The sequence below is a fragment of the Candidatus Nanopelagicales bacterium genome (assembly GCA_018003655.1).
Lineage (GTDB): Bacteria > Actinomycetota > Actinomycetes > S36-B12 > UBA10799 > JAGNDY01.
In genome coordinates this window covers 1-20455 of sequence record JAGNDY010000016.1, presented here as the reverse complement: position 1 = coordinate 20455, position 20455 = coordinate 1, and the positions used below count along the sequence as shown (strand labels likewise).

General features: G+C 64.1%; 16 protein-coding genes. 8 read left to right on the top strand and 8 right to left on the bottom strand.

The genetic code is table 11. The features are described from left to right. Positions 1-38 precede the first annotated feature (38 nt). From KAZ48_04275 to KAZ48_04265, 3 genes are read left to right on the top strand one after another with little or no spacing between them, the layout of a single operon-like run. Entirely contained in the window at positions 39-845 is an 807-nt protein-coding gene (locus KAZ48_04275; GenBank protein MBP7971993.1) for a class I SAM-dependent methyltransferase, read from the top strand. Further along, complete coding sequence (locus KAZ48_04270) at positions 842-2407, top strand: DUF1957 domain-containing protein (GenBank protein MBP7971992.1); 1566 nt, start codon at positions 842-844, stop codon at positions 2405-2407. Before KAZ48_04275 ends, KAZ48_04270 begins: the two co-directional genes overlap by 4 nt. A gap of 8 nt (positions 2408-2415) precedes the next feature. Continuing rightward, a complete protein-coding gene (locus KAZ48_04265; protein MBP7971991.1) occupies positions 2416-3681 on the top strand; it encodes a glycosyltransferase family 4 protein in 1266 nt (421 codons plus the stop codon). 48 nt (positions 3682-3729) lie between these two features. Here the strand turns inward: KAZ48_04265 and KAZ48_04260 are convergent, their stop codons facing one another. The 3 genes from KAZ48_04260 to KAZ48_04250 all read right to left on the bottom strand — a co-directional run bounded on the left by KAZ48_04260 (position 3730) and on the right by KAZ48_04250 (position 6138). Further along, positions 3730-4398 carry an acyltransferase gene (locus tag KAZ48_04260; GenBank protein MBP7971990.1) on the bottom strand — a complete coding sequence of 223 codons (669 nt, stop codon included), beginning with the start codon at positions 4396-4398 and terminating at the stop codon, positions 3730-3732. Between the two features lie 83 nt (positions 4399-4481). After that, complete coding sequence (locus tag KAZ48_04255) at positions 4482-5495, bottom strand: class I SAM-dependent methyltransferase (GenBank protein ID MBP7971989.1); 1014 nt, start codon at positions 5493-5495, stop codon at positions 4482-4484. Continuing rightward, positions 5425-6138: an enoyl-CoA hydratase/isomerase family protein gene (locus KAZ48_04250; protein MBP7971988.1), complete on the bottom strand. Its 714-nt coding sequence runs from the start codon at positions 6136-6138 to the stop codon at positions 5425-5427. The genes KAZ48_04255 and KAZ48_04250 overlap by 71 nt, the downstream gene beginning before the upstream one ends. Before the next feature lie 237 nt (positions 6139-6375). Between KAZ48_04250 and glgX the strand changes: the two genes are divergently transcribed. Beyond that, positions 6376-8502, top strand: coding sequence for a glycogen debranching protein GlgX (gene glgX / locus KAZ48_04245; GenBank protein ID MBP7971987.1), 2127 nt, complete (start codon positions 6376-6378; stop codon positions 8500-8502). On the opposite strand, the gene glgP is transcribed toward glgX, so the two are convergent. Beyond that, complete coding sequence (glgP, locus tag KAZ48_04240; protein MBP7971986.1) at positions 8499-11093, bottom strand: alpha-glucan family phosphorylase; 2595 nt, start codon at positions 11091-11093, stop codon at positions 8499-8501. The two genes, glgX and glgP, sit on opposite strands and share 4 nt — an antisense overlap. Positions 11094-11194: 101 nt before the next feature. Between glgP and KAZ48_04235 the strand changes: the two genes are divergently transcribed. Beyond that, entirely contained in the window at positions 11195-13204 is a 2010-nt protein-coding gene (locus KAZ48_04235) for a DUF3416 domain-containing protein (protein MBP7971985.1), read from the top strand. A 3-nt stretch (positions 13205-13207) separates the two neighbouring features. Further along, positions 13208-15385, top strand: coding sequence for a 1,4-alpha-glucan branching protein GlgB (glgB, locus tag KAZ48_04230; protein MBP7971984.1), 2178 nt, complete (start codon positions 13208-13210; stop codon positions 15383-15385). Positions 15386-15457: 72 nt separating this feature from the next. On the opposite strand, the gene KAZ48_04225 is transcribed toward glgB, so the two are convergent. Together KAZ48_04225 and KAZ48_04220 are read right to left on the bottom strand one after the other, a co-directional pair. Continuing rightward, positions 15458-16789 (bottom strand): PH domain-containing protein, encoded by a 1332-nt coding sequence (locus KAZ48_04225; GenBank protein MBP7971983.1) that lies wholly within the window; start codon positions 16787-16789, stop codon positions 15458-15460. A 59-nt stretch (positions 16790-16848) separates the two neighbouring features. Next, positions 16849-17352: a PH domain-containing protein gene (locus KAZ48_04220; protein MBP7971982.1), complete on the bottom strand. Its 504-nt coding sequence runs from the start codon at positions 17350-17352 to the stop codon at positions 16849-16851. 34 nt (positions 17353-17386) lie between these two features. Here KAZ48_04220 and KAZ48_04215 point away from each other — a divergent pair, with 34 nt between their 5' ends. After that, the gene (locus tag KAZ48_04215; protein MBP7971981.1) at positions 17387-18661 is read left to right on the top strand and encodes a DUF1727 domain-containing protein; all 1275 of its coding nucleotides are present in this window, start codon (positions 17387-17389) and stop codon (positions 18659-18661) included. Continuing rightward, a complete protein-coding gene (locus tag KAZ48_04210) occupies positions 18658-19380 on the top strand; it encodes a glutamine amidotransferase (GenBank protein ID MBP7971980.1) in 723 nt (240 codons plus the stop codon). The genes KAZ48_04215 and KAZ48_04210 overlap by 4 nt, the downstream gene beginning before the upstream one ends. A gap of 2 nt (positions 19381-19382) precedes the next feature. On the opposite strand, the gene KAZ48_04205 is transcribed toward KAZ48_04210, so the two are convergent. Further along, entirely contained in the window at positions 19383-19970 is a 588-nt protein-coding gene (locus tag KAZ48_04205) for a hypothetical protein (protein MBP7971979.1), read from the bottom strand. 18 nt (positions 19971-19988) lie between these two features. Continuing rightward, the coding region (locus tag KAZ48_04200) for an ATP-dependent helicase (protein ID MBP7971978.1) at positions 19989-20455 on the bottom strand (467 nt) is incomplete at its 5' end.

Sequence of the window (20455 nt, the reverse complement as noted above, 5' to 3'; positions counted from 1 at the left end):
CCCACACGGTCACGCCCTGCGGCATCTATCGTCGTGATGTGGGAGTTGTGACCGATTCGCAGCGTTCGTTGCCGCTGACAGGTGAGCGAACCGTCCCCGGTATTCCGGCGGAGAACTACTGGTTCCGCCGCCATGAAGTGGCTTACGAGTGGGTCATTGAGTCATTCTCTGACGACCTGGCCGGCCAACTCGTCCTCGATGCCGGTTGCGGCGAGGGCTATGGCACAGCCCTACTGGCACAGGCCGGTGCGCAGGCGCTGGGGCTGGAACTCGACCAGTCAGCCGTGACCCACGCACACAACCACTACCGCGGCAGCCTCACTGCCTGTCAGGCCAACCTGGACACCTTCCCGGTTCGCGAGGCAAGCACGTCGGCGATGGTCAGCATGCAGGTCATCGAACACTTGTGGGACCTGCCCGGCTTCCTGCGCGAGGCTCTGCGGGTGCTGACTCCCGGTGGCCTCTGTGTGCTGTCCACCCCGAATCGATTGACTTTCTCGCCCGGATTGGCCCGTGGCGCAAAGCCCACCAACCCCTTCCACGTCGAGGAGTTCGACGCCGATCAACTCCAGTACTTGCTGCGCCGCACGGGCTTCGCCGAAGTCAAAGTGTCTGGCCTGAACCACGGTGCTGCATTGCAGGAGTGGGAAGCGCGCCACGGCGACATGGTCGCGGCGCAGATCGCGGCCGCCGTTAGTGGCGACGTGCTCTTGACCGATCACCCGGAGCTCGCGGCGGCGGTCGCCTCGATCACGACGGCCGACTTCCGCATCCAAACAGAACAATTGGCGGATTGTGCTGACTTGATAGTGGTCGCGCGCAAGCCAAAGCAGGGGCAGGCGTGACCGAATCCGCAACCGACGAGGTCGGCACATTCTGTCTCGTGCTGCACTCGCACCTGCCGTGGCTGGCCCACCACGGGTCGTGGCCGGTGGGCGAGGAGTGGCTCTACCAATCCTGGGCGACGTCCTATCTGCCGGTGTTCGAGGTTCTCAACCGATTGGCCGAGGAAGGCCGCCAGAACCTCGTGACGCTTGGCATGACGCCGGTACTGGCTGCCCAACTTGACGACCCCTACTGTCTGGCGAACTTCCACACGTGGCTCGGCTTCTGGCATGAGCGGGCGCATCAACTGGCGACCGACCCAAACGGGCAACTACGCGAGGTCGCCGGTCACGAGGCGGCGCTCGCGCGGCGAGCAAACGGCTTGTTCGAGACTCACTGGCGCAACGGCGGGTCCGCAGTCCTGCGGCCGCTGTTGGACGGCAACGCCGTGCAGCTACTTGGCGGTCCAGCAACGCATCCGTTCCAGCCGCTGCTCGATGACGAGGTGGCGGCGTTCGCGCTGGACGCTGGGCTGGCCGATGCCAAGTCGCGAGTGGGTCAGGCTCCCCAGGGCATCTGGGCGCCGGAGTGTGGCTATCGACCGGGGCTGGAAGCTACCTACGCGGCAGCCGGGGTCGGGCACTTCATGGTTGACGGCCCAACGTTGCTGCACGTCGGGCGCTCCACCGCCGACGCATGGACGGTTGGTGACTCAGACGTGGTGGCCTTCGGTCGGGACTTGGAGGTGACCTACCGAGTCTGGTCGCCGCGCCGCGGCTATCCAGGCGGGCCCTGGTATCGGGACTTCCACACCTTCCACCACGAGACGGGTATCAGGCACGCTCGCGTCACCTCGACTTCCACGCATTCGGATGACAAGCAGCACTATGACCCTGACCGGGTACAAGCGGCCGTTGCGGCCGATGCGGCCGACTTTGTGCAGGTGGTTCGACAACGGTTGGCGGACCTGCGTGAACAGCGCGACGGTAAGACCGGCCTAGTCGTCGCTGCTTACGACACCGAACTCTTCGGTCACTGGTGGCACGAGGGGCCGCAGTGGCTCGAACAGGTGCTGCGACTCCTGCCTGCTGCCGGCGTTCGGGTCACGACCTTGGCCGACGCGATCAATCGGGGAGCAGTGGCTGGCAAGGCCGACCCGCAGAACTCATCCTGGGGTTCCAACAAGGATTGGTCGGTGTGGGCTGGCGATGCCGTCGCCAGTTTCGTCACCGACAACGATGCCCTGCAGCGTCGCTGGCGCAAACTCACCGGCGATCTGCTCGGCTCGGCCGGTGACTTTTCCACGCGTGACCCAGCGTTGGATCAACTGGCGCGTACGGCGCTGCTTGCACTTTCCAGTGACTGGGCCTTCATGGTGACCAAAGACTCTGCTGCCGGGTACGCAAGTGACCGACACCGTGCCCACCATGCCGATTTCCACCGCCTCGCCAGCGCGCTCGAACACTGCCTGGATGGTGACGCCGGGGCACGTCAGACCGCCCTCGACATCGCCAGCCCCCTGAGACTCAGCGATGGCCCCTTCGGCCAACTCGACGGCCGACTACTGCACTCGGCGAGCTGACCAGCGGCATGCGAATTCTGCACATCTCGTGGGAGTACCCACCGCTGGTTTACGGCGGATTGGGCCGCCACGTCCATGCCCTTGCCGAGGCACAAGCTGGGCAAGGGCACGAGGTGACAGTGCTGACCCAGCAGGGTCCCGGCGCCAAATCGCGCGAACGGATGGCAGGAGTCGACGTACTCCGGGTGACACCACCGACGCCGGAGGTTCCTCGCGACCCCGATCAGCTCGTCGCGTGGGTCGATCTGCTCGATGCCCGAATGGCAGAAGCAGCAGCCTCACTCGTGGTGACACTGCAGCCAGATGTGGTGCACGCCCATGATTGGGTCGTCGGTCAATCGGCCGAGGCAGCGCGGCGGGCGTGCCCGGCACCTTTGGTCGCCACAATCCACGCAACCGAGGCGGGTCGTCACCAGGGTTGGGTAACCAGTGGTTTGTCCCGCCGAATTCATGGCGCCGAATATCGGATCGCCAACCAGGCGCAGGTGGTCATCGCATGTTCGCGGGCCATGCGCGCCGAGGTCGGCATCCTGTTCCACGTGCCCAGCGAGCGCATCGACGTAATTCCGAACGGAATCGACCTCGACCGCTGGCAAGTTTCCGACAAGGACATGGCCACCGGGGCGGATCATTGGCGGGCCGGTACGGCACGGGTCCTCTTCCTTGGGCGACTGGAGTGGGAGAAGGGAATCCACACGTTGCTCGAGGCGGCCGCCATGCTGGCCGACGACCCAAACCGGAAACTCGAGTTGTTGGTCGCCGGCACGGGCACGTATCAAGCAACCCTGCAGGAACAGGCTCGCGATCTCATCCAATCCAGCACAGTCACCTTCTGCGGCTGGGTGCCGGAGCAGGAGTTGCGCGAACTGACCGCGACGGCCCACCTGGTGGTCGTTCCAAGTCTCTACGAGCCGTTCGGGCTGGTTGCGTTGGAAGCAGGGGCGCTCGGGGTCCCGCTCGTCGTCGCCGATCGTGGCGGACTTGACGACATCGTGACCGATGCGCAAACGGGTCGGACGTTTGCAGCTGGCGACGCCAACGAGTTGGCCGACACAATGCGCTCTCAGCTCGATGATCGTGCGGCAGCTGACGCGATGGCAGCCCGGCTCAGCAGCCAACTAGGTGACAAGTTCGACTGGTCGGTGATTGCCAATAAGACGATCGCCACCTACGCCCGAGCAATCGCGGCGGCGGCGGTGAATCCGCGCCCGCTCGGGGTGTTCGACCCGGCGCCGTCGGATGACAACCTCTTGACGCCCCGAACCGACTCGTGACGCGCCCCTGCGCCACCTACGCATCGCTGGCGTCGAGATACCCAGCCGTCACTGACCACTAGGGGTCTGCGTCCGGGCCTGCTCAGCGGCAACTGCGGTCTTACGCGCAATGTCGGCAATATCTGCTCGTCGTTGCGCGTCTGCCTTGTACGCCGCAACGCGATCCTTGAGCAGCCGCGCTGGCACTCCCCCGACGACTGACATCGGCGCGACGTCACCGCGCACGACACTGTTTGCGGCCAAGACGCACCCGGGTCCGACGGTGGTTCCACGCAGCACGCTGACTTTGGTTCCCACCCAAACGTCTGGGCCGATTCGCACAGGTGCCTTATTAAGCCCCTGATCCTTAATCGGCGAGTTGATATCGGCGAACGCGTGATCGAAATCGCAGACGTACACCCAGTCCGCGATGATGCAACTGCCACCGATCTCAACGTCCACGTAACTCTGCACCGTGTTGCTCCGGCCGAAGACGGTCTTGGAACCAATTCGCAGGGTGCCCTCGTGGGCATCGATCAGGTTGCCGGGCCCGAAGTGAACCCAACGACCGATGATCAATCGGCCGTAACCCTTGCGCGCGCTGAGGGTGACGTCTTTGCCGATGAAGACGAATCCCTCGGTGATCACATGCGGGTTTCGCAGCCGGAAAAGCATGAATCGCCAGTAGCGCAGCAGGTACCAGCGATTCCACGCCCGGTTGCGAATGACCCACTTCACAGACGCCCACGTCAGGAAGCGCGCCTGTCGCGGGTCTCGGGGCGTTCGACTGAACATGACTCGGTAAGGCGTTGCCGTGGGAGCTACGGCTTAGTGCCGGTGATGCACACGTTGTAGAACAGACCCTCGGGAACAACCTTTGCGAAGACCTGCTCATCTACGGTGGCCAGCGCCGTCCAGCCGCGGAACGCGAACTTCGCCCAGTTCCAGCCGAGCACTCCGGGCTTGACCGCTGATTCGAACGTGCGAATCGGCCATCCGAACCAGGACGCCGTCAACTCTTCGGTGACCGTCTCGACGTCCACGGCGCCGGAACGGATGGCGGTCCGACGCAGGTCGGCAGGCTCGAACGTGTGAATGTCAACCACCGATTCCAGCAAAGCAGCCCGAGACGACGCTTCGAGTTCTGCTGGCGGCCGAGCAAAGCGCTCCCCCACCCCTGGAATCGAGGCTATCTGCGACGTCGCCCACCACGTCAGTCGCGACAGCCGACGCGCGATGACATCGCCGTGCGTCGTCGGCTCACCACAGAAGACGAACCGACCACCGGGTTTGAGTACCCGCAGTGCCTCACGCAACGCCTGCTCGACGTCGGGAATGTGATGCAGCACCGCATGCCCGATGACTAGGTCGAACTCGTTGTCGCCGTAGGGCACCCGTTCAGCGTCAGCGACGCGCCCGTCGACCTCAAACCCGAGTCCCCGGGCATTGCGCTGGGCCACCTCGACCATCCCCGAGGAGATGTCGGTGACAGCACCGTTGGTCAGCACGCCGGCCTGCCGGAGATTGAGCATGAAGAAGCCGGTGCCACAGCCGATCTCCAGTGCCCGTTCGTACGGCCAAGTGTCCTGGCCAGCGGTCTTGACGAACCTGTCCCGCGCATAGTTGATGCAGCGCTCATCGTAGGAGATCGACCACTTCTCGTCGTACGTGGATGCTTCCCAATCGTGATAGAGCACGTTCGCCAACCGTGGGTCGTCCCAGGCCTTTTCCAATTGATCTGCGCTTACCTCAACTGCGCTCACATCAACGCCCCTCAAACTCTGCTTTGCCCGGCCCATGCTCGATGAACGACTCCATGCCCGACTTCTGATCATGCGTCGCAAACAACTGCGAGAACTGCATCCGCTCGATCTCCAGCCCAGTGTCCAGATCAACCTCAAGTCCGCGATTGATGGCGTTCTTGGCCGCCCGCAATGCGATCGCCGGGCCAGCCGCCAGCTGCTTTGCGAGTGCGAGTGATTCGCTGTAGACATCGTCGGGGGCGACAACTCGGTCGACAAGGCCGATGCGTTCGGCCTCCGGAGCGTCCACGAAGCGACCCGTGAAGATTAGTTCCTTGGCCTTGGCAATCCCGATAAGGCGAGGCAGGCGTTGGGTGCCACCAGCACCGGGAATGATCCCGAGCAAAATCTCTGGCAGACCGAGCTTCGCGTTGTCGCCAACGATGCGGAAGTCGGCACAGAGGGCAAGTTCCAGGCCACCACCGAGGGCATAGCCCGTCACGGCGGCGATCGTCGGCTTTGGGATATTGGCGATCGCGCTAAACGACGCCGACAACAGTCCCGAACGCTCCAGCATGGTGACGTGGTCCCACTCGGCCATCTCCTTGACATCCGCGCCGGCGGCAAAGACCTTGGGTCCGCCGTAGATGACGACCGTGCGCACATCGCGGCGCGCGGTCACCTCGAATGCTGCTTCCCGCAGTCCCGTCTGCACGCGAGTATCGAGTGCGTTCATTGGCGGCCGGGTCAGCAGAATCGTTGCAACGCCGTCCTCGACACCGACCGAAACCAGGCTTTCCGATTGCTCTCCCACACCCCGAAGGCTAACTTCCACTACCGCGCAACGGTGTCAGCGGTCTCCGTCCGAGGCGACGTCAGCAAGGGGAAACGGGCAGACTGTCCCACGCGCTCGCCGGACCTGTGTGCATGATGCGGGTCGGAAATGCCAAGTCCACCTCGAGGAGTACCGCGAATGACAACGTCGCAGCCGCCCGCCGTCGCGTGGCCCGGGACCTGGGAGCCGCTCGGAGTGATTCCGGTCGATGACGGAGTCAACGTGGCCATCTGGGCCGAGGGCGCCGAGGCGGTCGACTTCTGCCTGATCGACGACGACGGCACCGAACACCGCGTCGCTCTCGGCGAATCAACGTTCCACGTCTTCCACGGCTTCGTCCCAGGGGTTCCGCCCGGCTCCCGCTACGGCTTTCGCGTGCACGGCCCGTGGAATCCGCACGAGGGACAGCGTTTCAATCCAGCAAAACTGCTCATCGATCCTTACGCAAAGGCCATCGACGGCGAGCTCACGTTGGATCGGTCGATCTTCGGCCACGTTGACAGTGATGACCTGGTCCGCAACGACGATGACTCAGCCGCCGCGATGCCCTTGTCCGTCGTGGTTCGCGATGATTTCGACTGGGGTGGCGACCGACCTCTGCGAATCCATTGGACCGACACCGTCATCTACGAGATGCACGTCAAGGGCTTCACCAAACTGAACAACGCAATCCCCGAGGAACTGCGAGGAACATACGCCGGGCTAGCCCATCCCGCCGCGATTGAGCATCTTCAACGGCTCGGAATCAGCGCAGTCGAGTTACTTCCCGTGCACCACTTCACCAACGAGATCCACCTGCTGGAAGGTGACCTCACCAACTACTGGGGCTATAACTCGATTGGATACTTCGCGCCGGAAGGCTCCTACAGCAGCAGCGGATCGCGCGGCGGCCAAGTGCGTGAGTTCAAAGAGATGGTCAAGGCCATGCACGACGCCGGCATCGAGGTCATCCTCGACGTGGTCTACAACCACACTGCCGAGAGCAACCAACTCGGCCCGACGCTTTCCTTCCGCGGCATCGCTAACCAGGGCTACTACAAACTCGGCGCGCAGGACCGTCGCTACTACGCCGATTACACGGGCTGCGGCAACACCTTGAACGCATCGGTGCCCAAGGTGCTCCAACTCATCATGGATTCGTTGCGCTACTGGGTGCAGGAGTTTCACGTCGATGGCTTCCGCTTCGATCTTGCCAGCGCACTTGCCCGCTCATTCCACGACGTGGACATGCTCTCGGCGTTCCTGACGACCATGAGCCAGGATCCGATTCTGCGACAGGTCAAGCTGATCGCCGAGCCCTGGGACGTCGGCTCAGGCGGTTACCAGGTGGGCGAGTTCCCACCACTGTGGACCGAGTGGAACGACAAGTACCGCGACTGTCTACGCGACTTCTGGCGCGGCGAAGTCGGTGTCGGCGAGCTTGGCTGGCGAATGTCAGGATCGGCTGATCTGTACTCCTCCGAAGGTCGGCAGCCGTTCTCGTCGATCAACTTCGTCACTGCGCACGACGGCTTCTCGCTACGGGACCTGGTCAGCTACAACGACAAACATAACGAGGCCAACGGCGAGCAGAACCGAGACGGCAACAGCGCCAACCGATCGTGGAATAGCGGCGCAGAGGGTCCGACGGACGACACCGAGATCACCCAACTGCGCCTTCGGCGAATCCGCGACTTCCTCACCACCCTGTTGCTCGCAAGTGGCACACCCATGCTCGTCGCCGGGGACGAGATGGGACGGACACAGGGTGGCAACAACAACGCCTACTGCCAGGACAATGAGATCTCGTGGATCGACTGGGACCTTGCCGACTGGCAGCGCGATCTGTTCGAGTTCACCCGCGTGCTGCTGACGATCCGCCGTGAACACAAGGTGTTCCGCCAGCGCTACTTCTTCGAAGGTTCACCCGTGCGTGAGGGCGGCCCGGAGGATCTCGCCTGGTTCGGCCCGGACGGCCAGCTCCTGTCCGGCGATGCGTGGCACTCCGGGGACACCAAAGCCATCGGCATGTACCTCGCGGGCAAGCTGCGCTCGCGATCTGCTGACGGCCGACCGCAAAGCGATTCGTCGTTCCTGCTGCTGCTCAATGCCAGCGACGAGCAGGCCGCCTTCACTTTGCCCGACGTTCCCTACGGCAGGCTCTACCGCCGGATCCTGGATACCAAGTCGGCTATCCCCCGCTTGGCCAAAGAGGAGAAGTCAGCCGGGACCACTGTCGAGGTTGCCGGATACGGCGCGATGCTCCTTGAGGTCACAGCCCACTAACTGACGGCGATGCCCTCAGGTATGGCGACCGGCTGCGCCTGCAGTCCCAACTCCACTGCGGCGGTCAAACCCGGGTGAGCGGGCACAACCCTCACTGTGTAGCCGAATGCCCCAGTTCGCTGCAGACCGACCTGGCCTCCGTAAATCCAGCGTCCCGGGCCAGCGGATTCGGCCAGCGACAGCGCGGTGTAAGTGGGTTCGACGATGCGGTCGTCAAGGTCAACGCGGCCGTGGACCAGTTGGACCCAGACGTCCGCCGGTTCAAGGTCGCCCAGGCTGACATCGACATGCACGCTGAAGTCGTCGCCGACTTGCGGGGCATCACCAACGCCCGATGCGACGACGTAGTTCACCGCCACCTGGTCCCATTGCGCGCGCACTTTGGTCTTCCACTGCGCCAAATCCTGCGCCAGGCGATAGCCGTCGGCCGCGAACCGTCGACCTGACACCGCAGCTGGGACATACAACTGCACCACGTAGTCGCGAACCATCCGGCTTGCCAGCACCTTGGGTCCCAGGGACTCAATGGTGTGCCGCACCATCTCAATCCAACGAGTGGGCGGCCCATCGTCGGTTCGCTCGTAAAACCGCGCGGCAACATTGGACTCAATCAGGTCGTACAGCGCCGCAGCCTCAAGCTCGTCGCGCCGTTCGCTGTCCACCAAACCGTCAGCCGTCGGAATGGCCCACCCGTTATCCCCGTCAAACCACTCGTCCCACCAGCCGTCGCGGATCGAGACGTTGAGAGCGCCGTTGAGCGCCGCCTTCATGCCGGAGGTTCCGCATGCCTCCAATGGGCGCAGCGGATTGTTCAGCCACACGTCGCAGCCCGGATAGAGCAACTTGGCCATGGCAATGTCGTAATCGGGGAGGAAGACGATCCGCTGCCGGACAAGCGGGTCATCAGCAAACTCGACGAGTTGTTGGATCAACCGCTTTCCGCCCTCGTCGGCGGGGTGAGCCTTGCCGGCAACCACGATCTGCACCGGCCGATCCGGGTCGGTCAACAAAGCGGTCAATCGGGCCGGGTCGTGCAACATCAGCGTCAACCGTTTGTACGAGGGCACCCTGCGGGCGAAGCCGATCGTCAGCACGTCGGGGTCCAGCGCGTCATCGATCCAGCCGAGTTCGACATCGCTGGCACCGCGAGATCGCCAGGACTCCCTGAGCCGCGTACGGGCGTTGTCAATCATGACGGCGCGCATTTCGCGTTTGAGTGCCCACAGGTCCATGTCGCTGATGTCATCGAGGCGACCCCAGCCGTGGCCACGTTCGAGCAGTTCACCGCCCACCCGCTCTCGCACCAGATCCGCCGCGATGGGCGCGACCCACGTCGGCGCATGCACGCCGTTGGTGATGGAAGTGATCGGAACCTCCGCCTCGTCGAAACCGGGCCACAGGCCACTGAACATTTCCCGGCTGACGACGCCGTGCAGTTTGCTGACCCCGTTCGCGCGCTGCGCCAGCCGAAGGCCCATGACCGCCATGTTGAATACCTTCGGATTGCCACCCTCGAAGGTCTCCCTGCCAAGGTCCAGGATGTCGGCCACCGGGACACCGGCAATGGCGTTGGGTCCCGAGAACGCTGCCTCGATGAGCGGTCGACGGAAGCGATCGATACCGGCAGAAACTGGAGTATGGGTGGTGAATACCGTGCTGGCCCGGACGGCCTGCAATGCCGCGGGAAACGTCAAACCGTGTTGCTCAACGAGTTCTCGGATCCGTTCGACGCCGAGAAAGCCAGCGTGCCCCTCGTTCGAGTGGAAGACCTCGGGCTGGGGGCGACCGTTGATGCGGCAGAACGCCCGGATCGCTCGAACCCCACCGACCCCCAGCAGCAACTCCTGTCGCAAACGGTGTTCGCTCGATCCCCCGTAAAGGCGATCGGTGACATCCCGCAACGTCGCTGAGTTCTCTTCAATGTCGGTGTCGAGCAGGAGCAGCGGAACGCGGCCGACATGGGCTACCCACACCCGGGCCGCCACCTGTCCCTCGGCCAACGCAACCTCGATCCGGACTGGTGATCCGTCCGCCTCACGCAAGACCGTCAGCGGTAGTCCATCTGGATCCAGGATCGGGTAGGTCTCCTGCTGCCAGCCTTCCCGAGACAGAGACTGCCGGAAGTAGCCGGCGCGATAGAACAGGCCGACACCGATGACTGGCACACCAAGATCAGAAGCAGCCTTGAGGTGGTCCCCGGCCAAGATGCCCAGGCCGCCGGAGTACTGCGGCAGCGCGGCGGTGATGCCGTACTCGGGCGAAAAGTAGCCAATTGCGGCCGGGCGGTCCTCGGCGATGGTCTGATACCAGCGGTCACCGTGGAGGTACTCATGAAGGTCGGCCGATACCTCGGCGACCCGCGCAACGAAGCCATCGTCGGCAGCCAGCTCCGCCAGGCGCGCCCCGGGAACCTCGGCCAGCAGGGCCGTCGGGTCGCCATCGACGCTCTCCCACACGTGTGGGTCAATCGCGGCGAACAGATCTTGGGTGGTCTGGTTCCAGGACCAGCGCAGATTCACCGCCAACTCGTTGAGCGCCTGCAGTTCAGGCGGCAGGGCAGCACCGACGATGAGTCTTCTCATGGCTCTCACGGACGCACACGCTATCGGGCAAGGTGCATCGATCGCCGTCGGCACACTAGCGTCAGAGGGTGGCCGAACCTTTGACTCCCGGAACACCGACCAAACAAGCCATCGATGCGTGGCGAAACTGGCCCAGCGAGAGCCAACAACCACCAGACGTCCTCAACGGTCGGTTCCCGATTCTCGACGTTGAGCCGTCGGTGGAAGCCGGCCGACGTCCCGCCAAGGCGGTTGAGCAGGAGGCCGTCACGATCAGCGCTGTCGTTTTCCGCGAGGGCCACGACTTGATCGGTGTCGACGTGGTGTTCGGGCGCACGGACGGCAGGGAATCGATCCGCACCCCCATGAAGCCAACCGAATCCGGCGTTGATCGATGGTCAGCGCAGATCAGGCCCGAGCACCCAGGCGAATGGAACTTCACGATCCACGCCTGGGCTGACCCGGTCGGTACCTGGCAGCACCGGGCACAGATCAAGATCCCCGCCGAGATCGACACCGAGTTGGAACTCCTTGAAGGCGCCCTGGTCATGGCCCGGGCTGGCGAGCAAATGGTCGACCCGGCCAATCGCAAAGCCATCGACAAGGCCGTCAAGGCTCTGAAGGCCACCAAGAAGCAGCCCATGGACAGGCTGGTCGCAGCCATGCATGACGACGTCGTGTCCGCGTTGCGGGCAGAGCCGTTGCGCGACCTTGAGTCAACGAGTGGGCCCTGGCCGCTACGCGTCGACCGTCGTCGCGCGCTGGTGGGCTCGTGGTACGAGTTCTTCCCGCGGTCCGAGGGAGCAACCGGCGAACCGGCGGTATCGGGCACCTTCGCCACGGCCGCGCGACGACTTCCCGAGGTTGCCCAGATGGGCTTCGACGTCATTTACCTTCCGCCCATCCACCCAATCGGACGAGTTAACCGCAAGGGCTCCAACAACTCCGTGGATGCAGCGCCGGGTGACCCCGGATCGCCGTGGGCGGTTGGAGCGGACGAGGGCGGGCACGACACCGTCCACCCGGACCTCGGCACACTGGCCGACTTCGACAGCTTCGTGCAGAGCGCGCGAACCAACGATCTCGAAGTCGCATTGGATTTGGCGCTGCAGGTCGCTCCCGATCATCCCTGGGCGACCGAGGGCAAACCATGGTTCCTGCTGCGAGCCGACGGAACCATCGGCTATGCAGAGAATCCACCCAAGAAGTACCAGGACATCTACCCGATCTGGTTCGACGGCGACCCTGAGGGCCTGTACGAGGAAGTCCTGCGCATCATCCACTTCTGGGCCGACCGGGGGGTGCGGATCTTTCGCGTGGACAACCCGCACACCAAGCCGGTCCGTTTCTGGGATCGCGTGCTCAACGAGGTCCATCGCACTGACCCCGACATCCTGTTCCTCGCCGAGGCCTTCACCCGACCGCCGATGATGCGTGCCCTGGCCGAGGTGGGCTTCCACCAGAATTACTCGTACTTCACCTGGCGGACCGAGAAGTGGGAGATCGAGGAGTACTTCACCGAACTGTCCGACACGGCCAGCGCCTACATGCGGCCGAACCTGTTCGTGAACACTCCGGACATCCTGCACGCCTACTTGCAGTATGGCGGCCCCGCCGCGTTCGCCATCCGGGCAACACTGGCGGCCACGTTGGCACCTACGTGGGGTGTGTATGCCGGCTTCGAGTTGTACGAACACGTCGCAGCCAAACCTGGATCCGAGGAGTACCTGGACTCGGAGAAGTACCAACTGCGTCCGCGGGACTGGGCTGGTGCTGCTCGAGCTGGCAAGACACTCGCGCCATACGTGACCATCCTGAACATGCTGCGTCGACAGCACCCCGCGTTGCAGACGTTGCGCGACATCACGTTTCATCCCGTCAACAACGACAAAGTGATCGCCTACTCCCGCCGCGATGGCAACGACATCGTCATCGTGGTCTGCACGCTCGACCCATACGGAACTCAGGAAGCGACGGTCAACTTCGACATGGAAGCCCTCGGAATGGATTGGTCGACCGAGTTCACCGCACACGACCACATCGGCAACAGCACGTGGCGTTGGAGTCCACACACCTACGTCCGGATCGACCCCTACCAGGCGTGCGCCCACATTGTGAGCATTCGCAAAGGAACGGAGTAGCCCATGGCTGCCACCCCGGTACCAATCGACCACGGTGCAATCGACGCGCTCGTCGACGGAACGCACGGGCAACCTCACGAGTTGCTCGGCCCGCACGTGACCGAAGACGTCGTGACGGTTCGCGTGCTGCGTCCCGGGGCGAGCTCGGTCGACCTGGTCATCGGCGAGCAGCGGACACCGATGGACCACGTCCACCGGGGTGTCTGGGCGGCTGCCGTGGCGGGGTCGCAAGTGCCGGACTACCGGCTCTCGGTGGCGTACGGCGGCGACTCGCTGCCAGCCGACGATCCGTATCGGTTCCTGCCGTCGCTGGGTGAAGTTGATCAGCACCTCATCGCCGAGGGACGCCACGAGCAGCTCTGGACCGTGCTCGGCGCGCACACGCATGTCTACGAGACCGTCCATGGCCCCGTTCACGGCGTCTCGTTCGCGGTCTGGGCACCCAATGCCCAAGGTGTCCGTGTGGTCGGTGACTTCAACTACTGGGACGGCACCGCCACGCCAATGCGTTCACTTGGCTCAACCGGGGTGTGGGAGCTGTTCGTTCCGGAGATCGGCGATGGCACTCGCTACAAGTTCGACGTACTGGGCCGAGACGGGGTGCGCCGACTGAAGGCCGATCCCTTCGCCAACGCTACCGAAACACCGCCGGCAACCGCTTCGGTCGTCTTCACAACTGACTACCAGTGGCGTGACCAGGCCTGGTTGACCCAGCGGGCGGAGACGAACGTTCACACCGGCCCGATGAGTACCTACGAGGTGCATTTGTTGTCGTGGCGGCCGGGCTTGAATTGGGAGCAACTGGCGGGCGAACTCGTCGATTACGTCACGGCGAACAACTACACCCACGTCGAGTTCCTGCCAGTGATGGAACATCCGTTCGGCGGCTCCTGGGGCTACCAGGTCACGTCGTACTACGCGCCCACCGCGCGCATGGGCAGCCCCGATGGTCTGCGCTTTCTCATCGACACCCTCCATCAGGCAGGCATCGGGGTAATCGTCGATTGGGTGCCCGCGCACTTCCCCAAGGACGAGTTCGCGCTTGCCCGATTCGACGGAACCCCGCTGTTCGAGCATCCCGATCCGAGCCGCGGCGAGCAGCCCGACTGGGGAACCCTGGTCTTCGACTTTGGGCGCCGGGAAGTGCGCAACTTCCTGGTTGCCAACGCCCTGTACTGGTGCGAGGAGTTCCATGTCGACGGCCTGCGCGTCGATGCCGTCGCGTCCATGCTGTACCTGGACTACTCGCGCGAGGCTGGCGAATGGACCCCCAACGCCTACGGAGGTCGGGAGAACCTGGAGGCCGTCGCATTTCTGCAGGAGATGAACGCGACGGTCTACAAGCGCGTACCAGGGGTCGTCACCATCGCCGAGGAATCCACCTCCTGGCCGGGTGTCACCAGACCGACTCACCTAGGCGGTCTCGGCTTCGGCTTCAAATGGAACATGGGCTGGATGAACGATGCCCTCAGCTACCTGCAACAGGAGCCGATTTACCGGCAGTACCACCACGGCCAAATGACCTTTGCGCTCATGTATGCCTGGAGCGAGAACTTCATCCTGCCGATCTCTCACGACGAGGTCGTCCACGGCAAGGGTTCGCTACTGCGCAAAGTCCCCGGCGACCGCTGGCAACAACTCGCGACGGTGCGTGCATTCCTGTCCTACATGTGGGCGCACCCCGGCAAGCAACTGCTGTTCATGGGTCAGGAATTCGCGCAGGACGCGGAATGGTCGGAGGAGCGTGGCCTGGACTGGTGGCTGCTCGATCACGCCGAGCACCAAGGCGTCCAGGCAATGGTCCGGGATGCCAACGCCATCTACCAGGCCAATCCACAGATGTGGGCACGCGATCACGAGCCGCAGGGTTTCGAGTGGATCGACGCCAACGACGCCGAGAACAACACGTTCTCTTGGCTGCGCTGGGACAACGACGGCAACGTGATGGCGTGCGTGACCAACTTCGCCGCGGTTCCGCACCATGGCTACCGGGTCGGATTGCCGTTCGCGGGGGTGTGGGAAGAGGTATTCAACTCCGACTCCGAGCTATACGGCGGCTCCGGTGTCGGCAACCTCGGCTCGGTTACCGCACTCGATGAGCCGTGGCACGCTCGACCTGCCTCGGCCGAGATCAGCGTGCCGCCACTGGGCGCGGTGTGGCTCACCTTTAAGCGGGACTAGATCGATCGTCAAGGCGGCTTACTGGCTTGGCCGAACCCCTGGCGCATTTGTTAGACCAGCCAGCCTGGCCCATTAGCTTGACCAGTCTCCCCGGCGCGCTGCCTGAGCGCGGGCAACCTGCGCCAGGGCGTTGGTCCGGGTGACGTCGGTCGGAAAGTACAGCGCCACCACGGCGACCGGTCCCGGTGCGATGTCGACGCGCAGCGAGGACAACCCGAGCCGACGTTGGTAGGGCCCCTGTCGTATCGACACCGACTGAGTCCGCGCGTGCGGCACGATCGTCAAATGGCGAGTCACCCACCCGCGGCGGGCGACAAAGACCGAATCATCGTGTCCGACGGCGAGTCTGGACCACTGGATCGGAGCCCGCCAGCGAGCTCGTCGCGACGCCGAGGTCAGCGGAATCGACTCGATATCGACCCCGGGCAGCACCTGCTCAAGCACCTGCCTGGCCACGTCCCTCGTTGCTACCGGGAGCAGCACAGTCTTCGAGACCGCGGATTGGTCGTCACTGTCGGAACCTCCAGCCACGCCAGCGACGGTCAGCCGAATTCGCACCCACCCCCGGTGGCGCCAAAGCAGCGGCTCGACGATGTCAATTGCGGCGAGGCGTCCGTGCGGGACAGTCTGCGCCTGGGTCTTGAGTAGGCCGTGCCGCAGCCGCACGCCGTCGGTGGATCTGGCAACCGTGAAACCGTAGAGCGCGGAGAACTCCGATAACACGATCACCACTGGGATTCCGCCGGACACCGGCAACAGCAACACCCCCGCGGCACCCTCGGTGAGGAAGATGATGACCACGAGCCCTGCGGTCAGCAGCAGCAGTCCTGCAGTCGCGCTTCGCAGCACCAGCGACACGATCAAGTCCGAAGTGGTGACCTCGGCGATCACCGTCTCTGCCGGGACCGGCGCATCGTCGCGATCGCGTGCTGCCCGACTCAGCAGTTCACGGCGTAGGTCGACAGCCTCGACATTGCTGAGGTAGGCAACGACGACCTTGGAATCACCGGCACCAGCCACTTCGATCTTGACGTTGGACAGCCCCACCAGTCGGGCAACGAGCGGCTGTTCGACGTCAACGGCTTGCAGCCGCGACAGTTGAACCTTGCGTTCGTTGCGATAGAGCACGCCGGAATCGATGCGCAGGTCACCTACGCCGTCGAACCAGAAGGTCAACCGCCGCCACGCCAGGTAGCGATACAGCGCCCAACTCACAAAGCCAATCGTGGTCAGCAGCAACGCAATGGGAACCCCCCACACTCCCGAGGTCCACAGCGCGCCACCATTGATGAACAAGGTCGCCAAGGCGATCCCGGGGATCAACGGCACCGCTTCGATCAGAGGCGTCAGCGGGTGGACTTGTCGCGGCGAAGTCGCCGGACCGTCGACTGCACGGGTGGCCACGGGATCCACTGGCGGCTGTAGCGGGACGCCTTCCCGGCTCCGCCCAGGCTCTGGCGCGGTCACAATCCCGCTGCCCGCTGCTCGCCGAGTTTGGCCAACCGATCACGCAAGGCACTCGCGATGTCCGGCGTCAGCCCCGGGATGGACGCATCACTCGTGGCCGCCGCCGTGTGTAGTTGCAACGTAACGATCCCGAACTGGCGGTCAATCGGTCCAGCTGCCAGGTCCACTAGCTGCATCCGCCCGTAGGGCACGATGACCAGCCGCCGGAACATGAATCCATGACCCACGATCAAGTCGTCGGCACGTTCGACATAGCGGTAGGACTCGGTCCTGCGCCCGAAGTACCACCAGAGCCAGCCGTAGCCCACCACCCCAAGCGCCCCGACCAGCACCGGCACCCACGTTGGTACGGCCGCAACTAGCAGGAGCACGGCTACCACGATTGCGACGATGACCAGCAGGCCCGAGGAACTCAGCCGCCTTGCCGTCGTCAATTTGGGGCTCACCCGCTGCCACTGGAGGTCCGCCGGCGCGAATGCATCGCTGGTTGTTGGGCTCATGAGTTCAGTCTGCCTCAGTGCATAGGGTGAGCCCATGGCTCCCAGGTTGAGAACCCGCATGGCGATTGCCGCCGGCCGGGCGGTGGCTGGTGCATCGCGCATTGCCAAACGTGGCGAAGGAATGGTCGTTGGCGGTCGAGTCATGCTGAAACTCGCACCGGACGCCGTCGCCGATCTGGCCAACAATCGAGTGCAGGCCCTGGTCTCGGCCACCAACGGCAAGACGTCCACCACGCGCCTGCTGGCCAACGCGGTTGAACAACTCGGCCCGGTGGTCACAGCGGCGACGGGAGCGAACATGACCTCCGGCGTTGTCACCACCTTGGCCAACGGACCGGCCGACGCCCCAGCGATCCTGGAGGTGGACGAGGCCTACCTGCCGATGGTTACCGCGTCAACCAACCCGAAGGTGATCCTGCTCGGAAATCTGAGTCGCGATCAGCTCGACCGGATGAACGAGGTCGCGATGACCGCCCGCAAGTGGCGCGCGATGCTGGCAGAGCACCCCGACGTCATCGTGGTGGCAAACGCCGACGATCCCCTCGTGACCTTTGCTGCTGAGGAGGCCAGGAATGTGGTGTGGGTTGGCGGCGGGCAGGTGTGGACTGCGGACTCGGCCGTCTGCCCACAGTGTGGCTCCCTGTTGGCTCGTGACGGAAGCGACTGGCATTGCCCCGGCTGCGGTCGCAAACGACCACAGACCAGTTGGAATCTGTTGTGGGATGACGGCATCGGAACCGCAGTCGGACCCACCGGCCAGCGGTATGACCTATCCGGTCTGCAGTTGCCGGGCCGCTTCAACGCGAGCAACGCCACCATGGCGCTTGCCGTGTGCGAGCAGTTGAACCTCGACCTTGACGAGTCCGTTCGGCGCATGTGCCAGGTGACGGCCGTCTCCGGCCGCTACGCGGTTGTCCGAGTGGGGTCGTTGACCATCCGGCTGCTACTGGCAAAGAACCCGGCAGGCTGGACGGAACTGATCGACGTGATGCCGCCAGCACCAACGCCGGTCATCGTCACCATCAACTCCAACGCAGCCGACGGCCGCGACCCGTCCTGGTTGTGGGACGTTCCGTTTGAGCATCTGCGCGGTCGGACGGTCATCGCCACCGGGGACCGACGGCGGGATTTGGCTGTTCGACTGCTCCAAGCCGAGGTTGACCACGTCGTCATTGCCGATCCCTACTCCCCCGACGCGCCACTACCGCCTGGGACTCACGACCTGGAGGTGGTCGATTGCGCAGCGACCTACACGGCGTTCCACGCGTTGCGGACTCGAGCCGATCGCGAACTGGAGGCGACCCGATGACAACGGAATCGGCAATCCGACTGGTGTCGCTCTACCCCACATTGCTCGGCACCTACGGCGACGGCGGGAACGTACTCGGCTTACGCCACCGAGCACTACTGCGAGGGCTGTCGGTCGACATCCATGAGGTGCTGCCAGGTGACGCGGTTCCCCGCGACGGGGATCTGTACGTCCTCGGCGGTGGTGAGGACACCGCCCAGGTGGCAGCAGCCAACGCCTTACGTACCGACGGTGGACTCGCCGACGCGCAGGGCCGTGGTGCCGCTGTGCTGGCCATCTGCGCCGGGTATCAGTTGCTCGGTGAGTACTTCCCTGATGCCACCGGCTCGCCAGCCGCGGGTGTCGGGCTATTGGACATACGTACCGATCGATTGCCCCAGCGAGCGGTCGGTGAGCTGGCCGCCGAGCCGGCACCCGGAGCCCCGGCCGGGATCGACCAACTGCTTTCCGGCTACGAGAACCACGCCGGCGCAACGCACCTCGGCCCGGACGCCACACCGCTGGGCACGGTTCGTGCTGGCATCGGCAACGGCGACGGCACGGAGGGCGCGGTCACCGGTCGCGTCATCGGCACGTACCTGCACGGACCTTGCCTCGCCCGCAACCCCCAGATCGCGGATCGCCTGTTGGCCTGGGTGGTCGGCTACGACCTCGAGCCGATCATCGAGGCCGAGGTGGAGGCCCTACGCGCCGAACGCCTTCGCACCGTGCTCGGTTGAGGCTAGGCGGAGCCGAGTTCTTCGCCAGTTGATGGCTTCGAGACGCGGCTGTGGGTCATGAAGCCCACCACCTTCAGGGCCGTGCCGATGACCAGCGCGTTGAAGACCATGTTGATCAGAACGTAGAACCGGGCTACCTGACCAGCGGCATGGACGTCGCCGAACCCAACCGTCATCGCAGTGGTGACGGTGAAGTACATCGAGTCCAACCGTGTAGTCAACTCCTCGAATTGGCCGGGACTCTGGGCGATTCGGTAGTAGGTCTGTGAGAAGAACACAATCGATGCGGTGATCACGATCGCCAAGACAATGAGTCTGACGCGCACAGAGTAGATCGACTTGCCGCGAAATTCACTGATGGCCATCCACATGACGACCGTCGCCAGCAACGCGACGCCAACGAAGAACATCAACTGTGAGGCGGCCGTTACCGGTCCGTTATCCACCGGCAGGAGCGAATAGGCGAAGAGGACCGATATCGCGAACAAGGCTCCGGCAACGACAAAGATGTGAGCCTTGCGGCGTGCGTGCCCCTGACTGTCGTCCGAAGAGCCGCTTTGGGTTCCGGTGCCACCGGTTTGTTCCTTCACGCACCCAGCCTGCCGTATTCAGGTGCCGTTTCCGGCCAACCGGCGCAGGGATTGCCGGACCATGTCGGGATCGTCCGTGCGCCACATCGGCGGCAAGGAGCGCAACATGATCGAGCCGTAGCCTTTCGAGTGCAGCCGCGGATCGAGAATGGCCACCACCCCCCGGTCCGTGCTTGTCCGGATCAACCGTCCGGCGCCTTGGGTCAGCAGCAAACTCGCTTGATTCACGAAGACCTCACGGAAGCCATTGCGGCCTGCTTTGTCCGCGTTGGCCCGACGCGCGTAGGAGAGCGGGTCGTTCATCGGCGCGAACGGAATCTTGTCGATCACCACCAACGTGCAGGCCGCGCCAGGGACATCGAGGCCCGCCCACATGCCCATCGTCGCGCACAGGACGCTCGTCTCGTCCTCGGCGAACTCCTCGGCAAGCGCGGCTGCGGGCAACTCGCCATGGGTCAGCACTGTCATCGGCACGCGCTTGGCCA

Coding starts and splice junctions, on each gene's coding strand:
- glgX (MBP7971987.1), top strand. CDS start 6,376: ATGACAACGTCGCAGCCGCCCGCCGTCGCGTGGCCCGGGACCTGGGAG.
- KAZ48_04210 (MBP7971980.1), top strand. CDS start 18,658: ATGACAACGGAATCGGCAATCCGACTGGTGTCGCTCTACCCCACATTG.
- KAZ48_04250 (MBP7971988.1), bottom strand. CDS start 6,138: ATGAACGCACTCGATACTCGCGTGCAGACGGGACTGCGGGAAGCAGCA.
- KAZ48_04220 (MBP7971982.1), bottom strand. CDS start 17,352: ATGAGCCCAACAACCAGCGATGCATTCGCGCCGGCGGACCTCCAGTGG.
- glgB (MBP7971984.1), top strand. CDS start 13,208: ATGGCTGCCACCCCGGTACCAATCGACCACGGTGCAATCGACGCGCTC.
- KAZ48_04255 (MBP7971989.1), bottom strand. CDS start 5,495: ATGATCAGAAGTCGGGCATGGAGTCGTTCATCGAGCATGGGCCGGGCA.
- KAZ48_04215 (MBP7971981.1), top strand. CDS start 17,387: ATGGCTCCCAGGTTGAGAACCCGCATGGCGATTGCCGCCGGCCGGGCG.
- KAZ48_04265 (MBP7971991.1), top strand. CDS start 2,416: ATGCGAATTCTGCACATCTCGTGGGAGTACCCACCGCTGGTTTACGGC.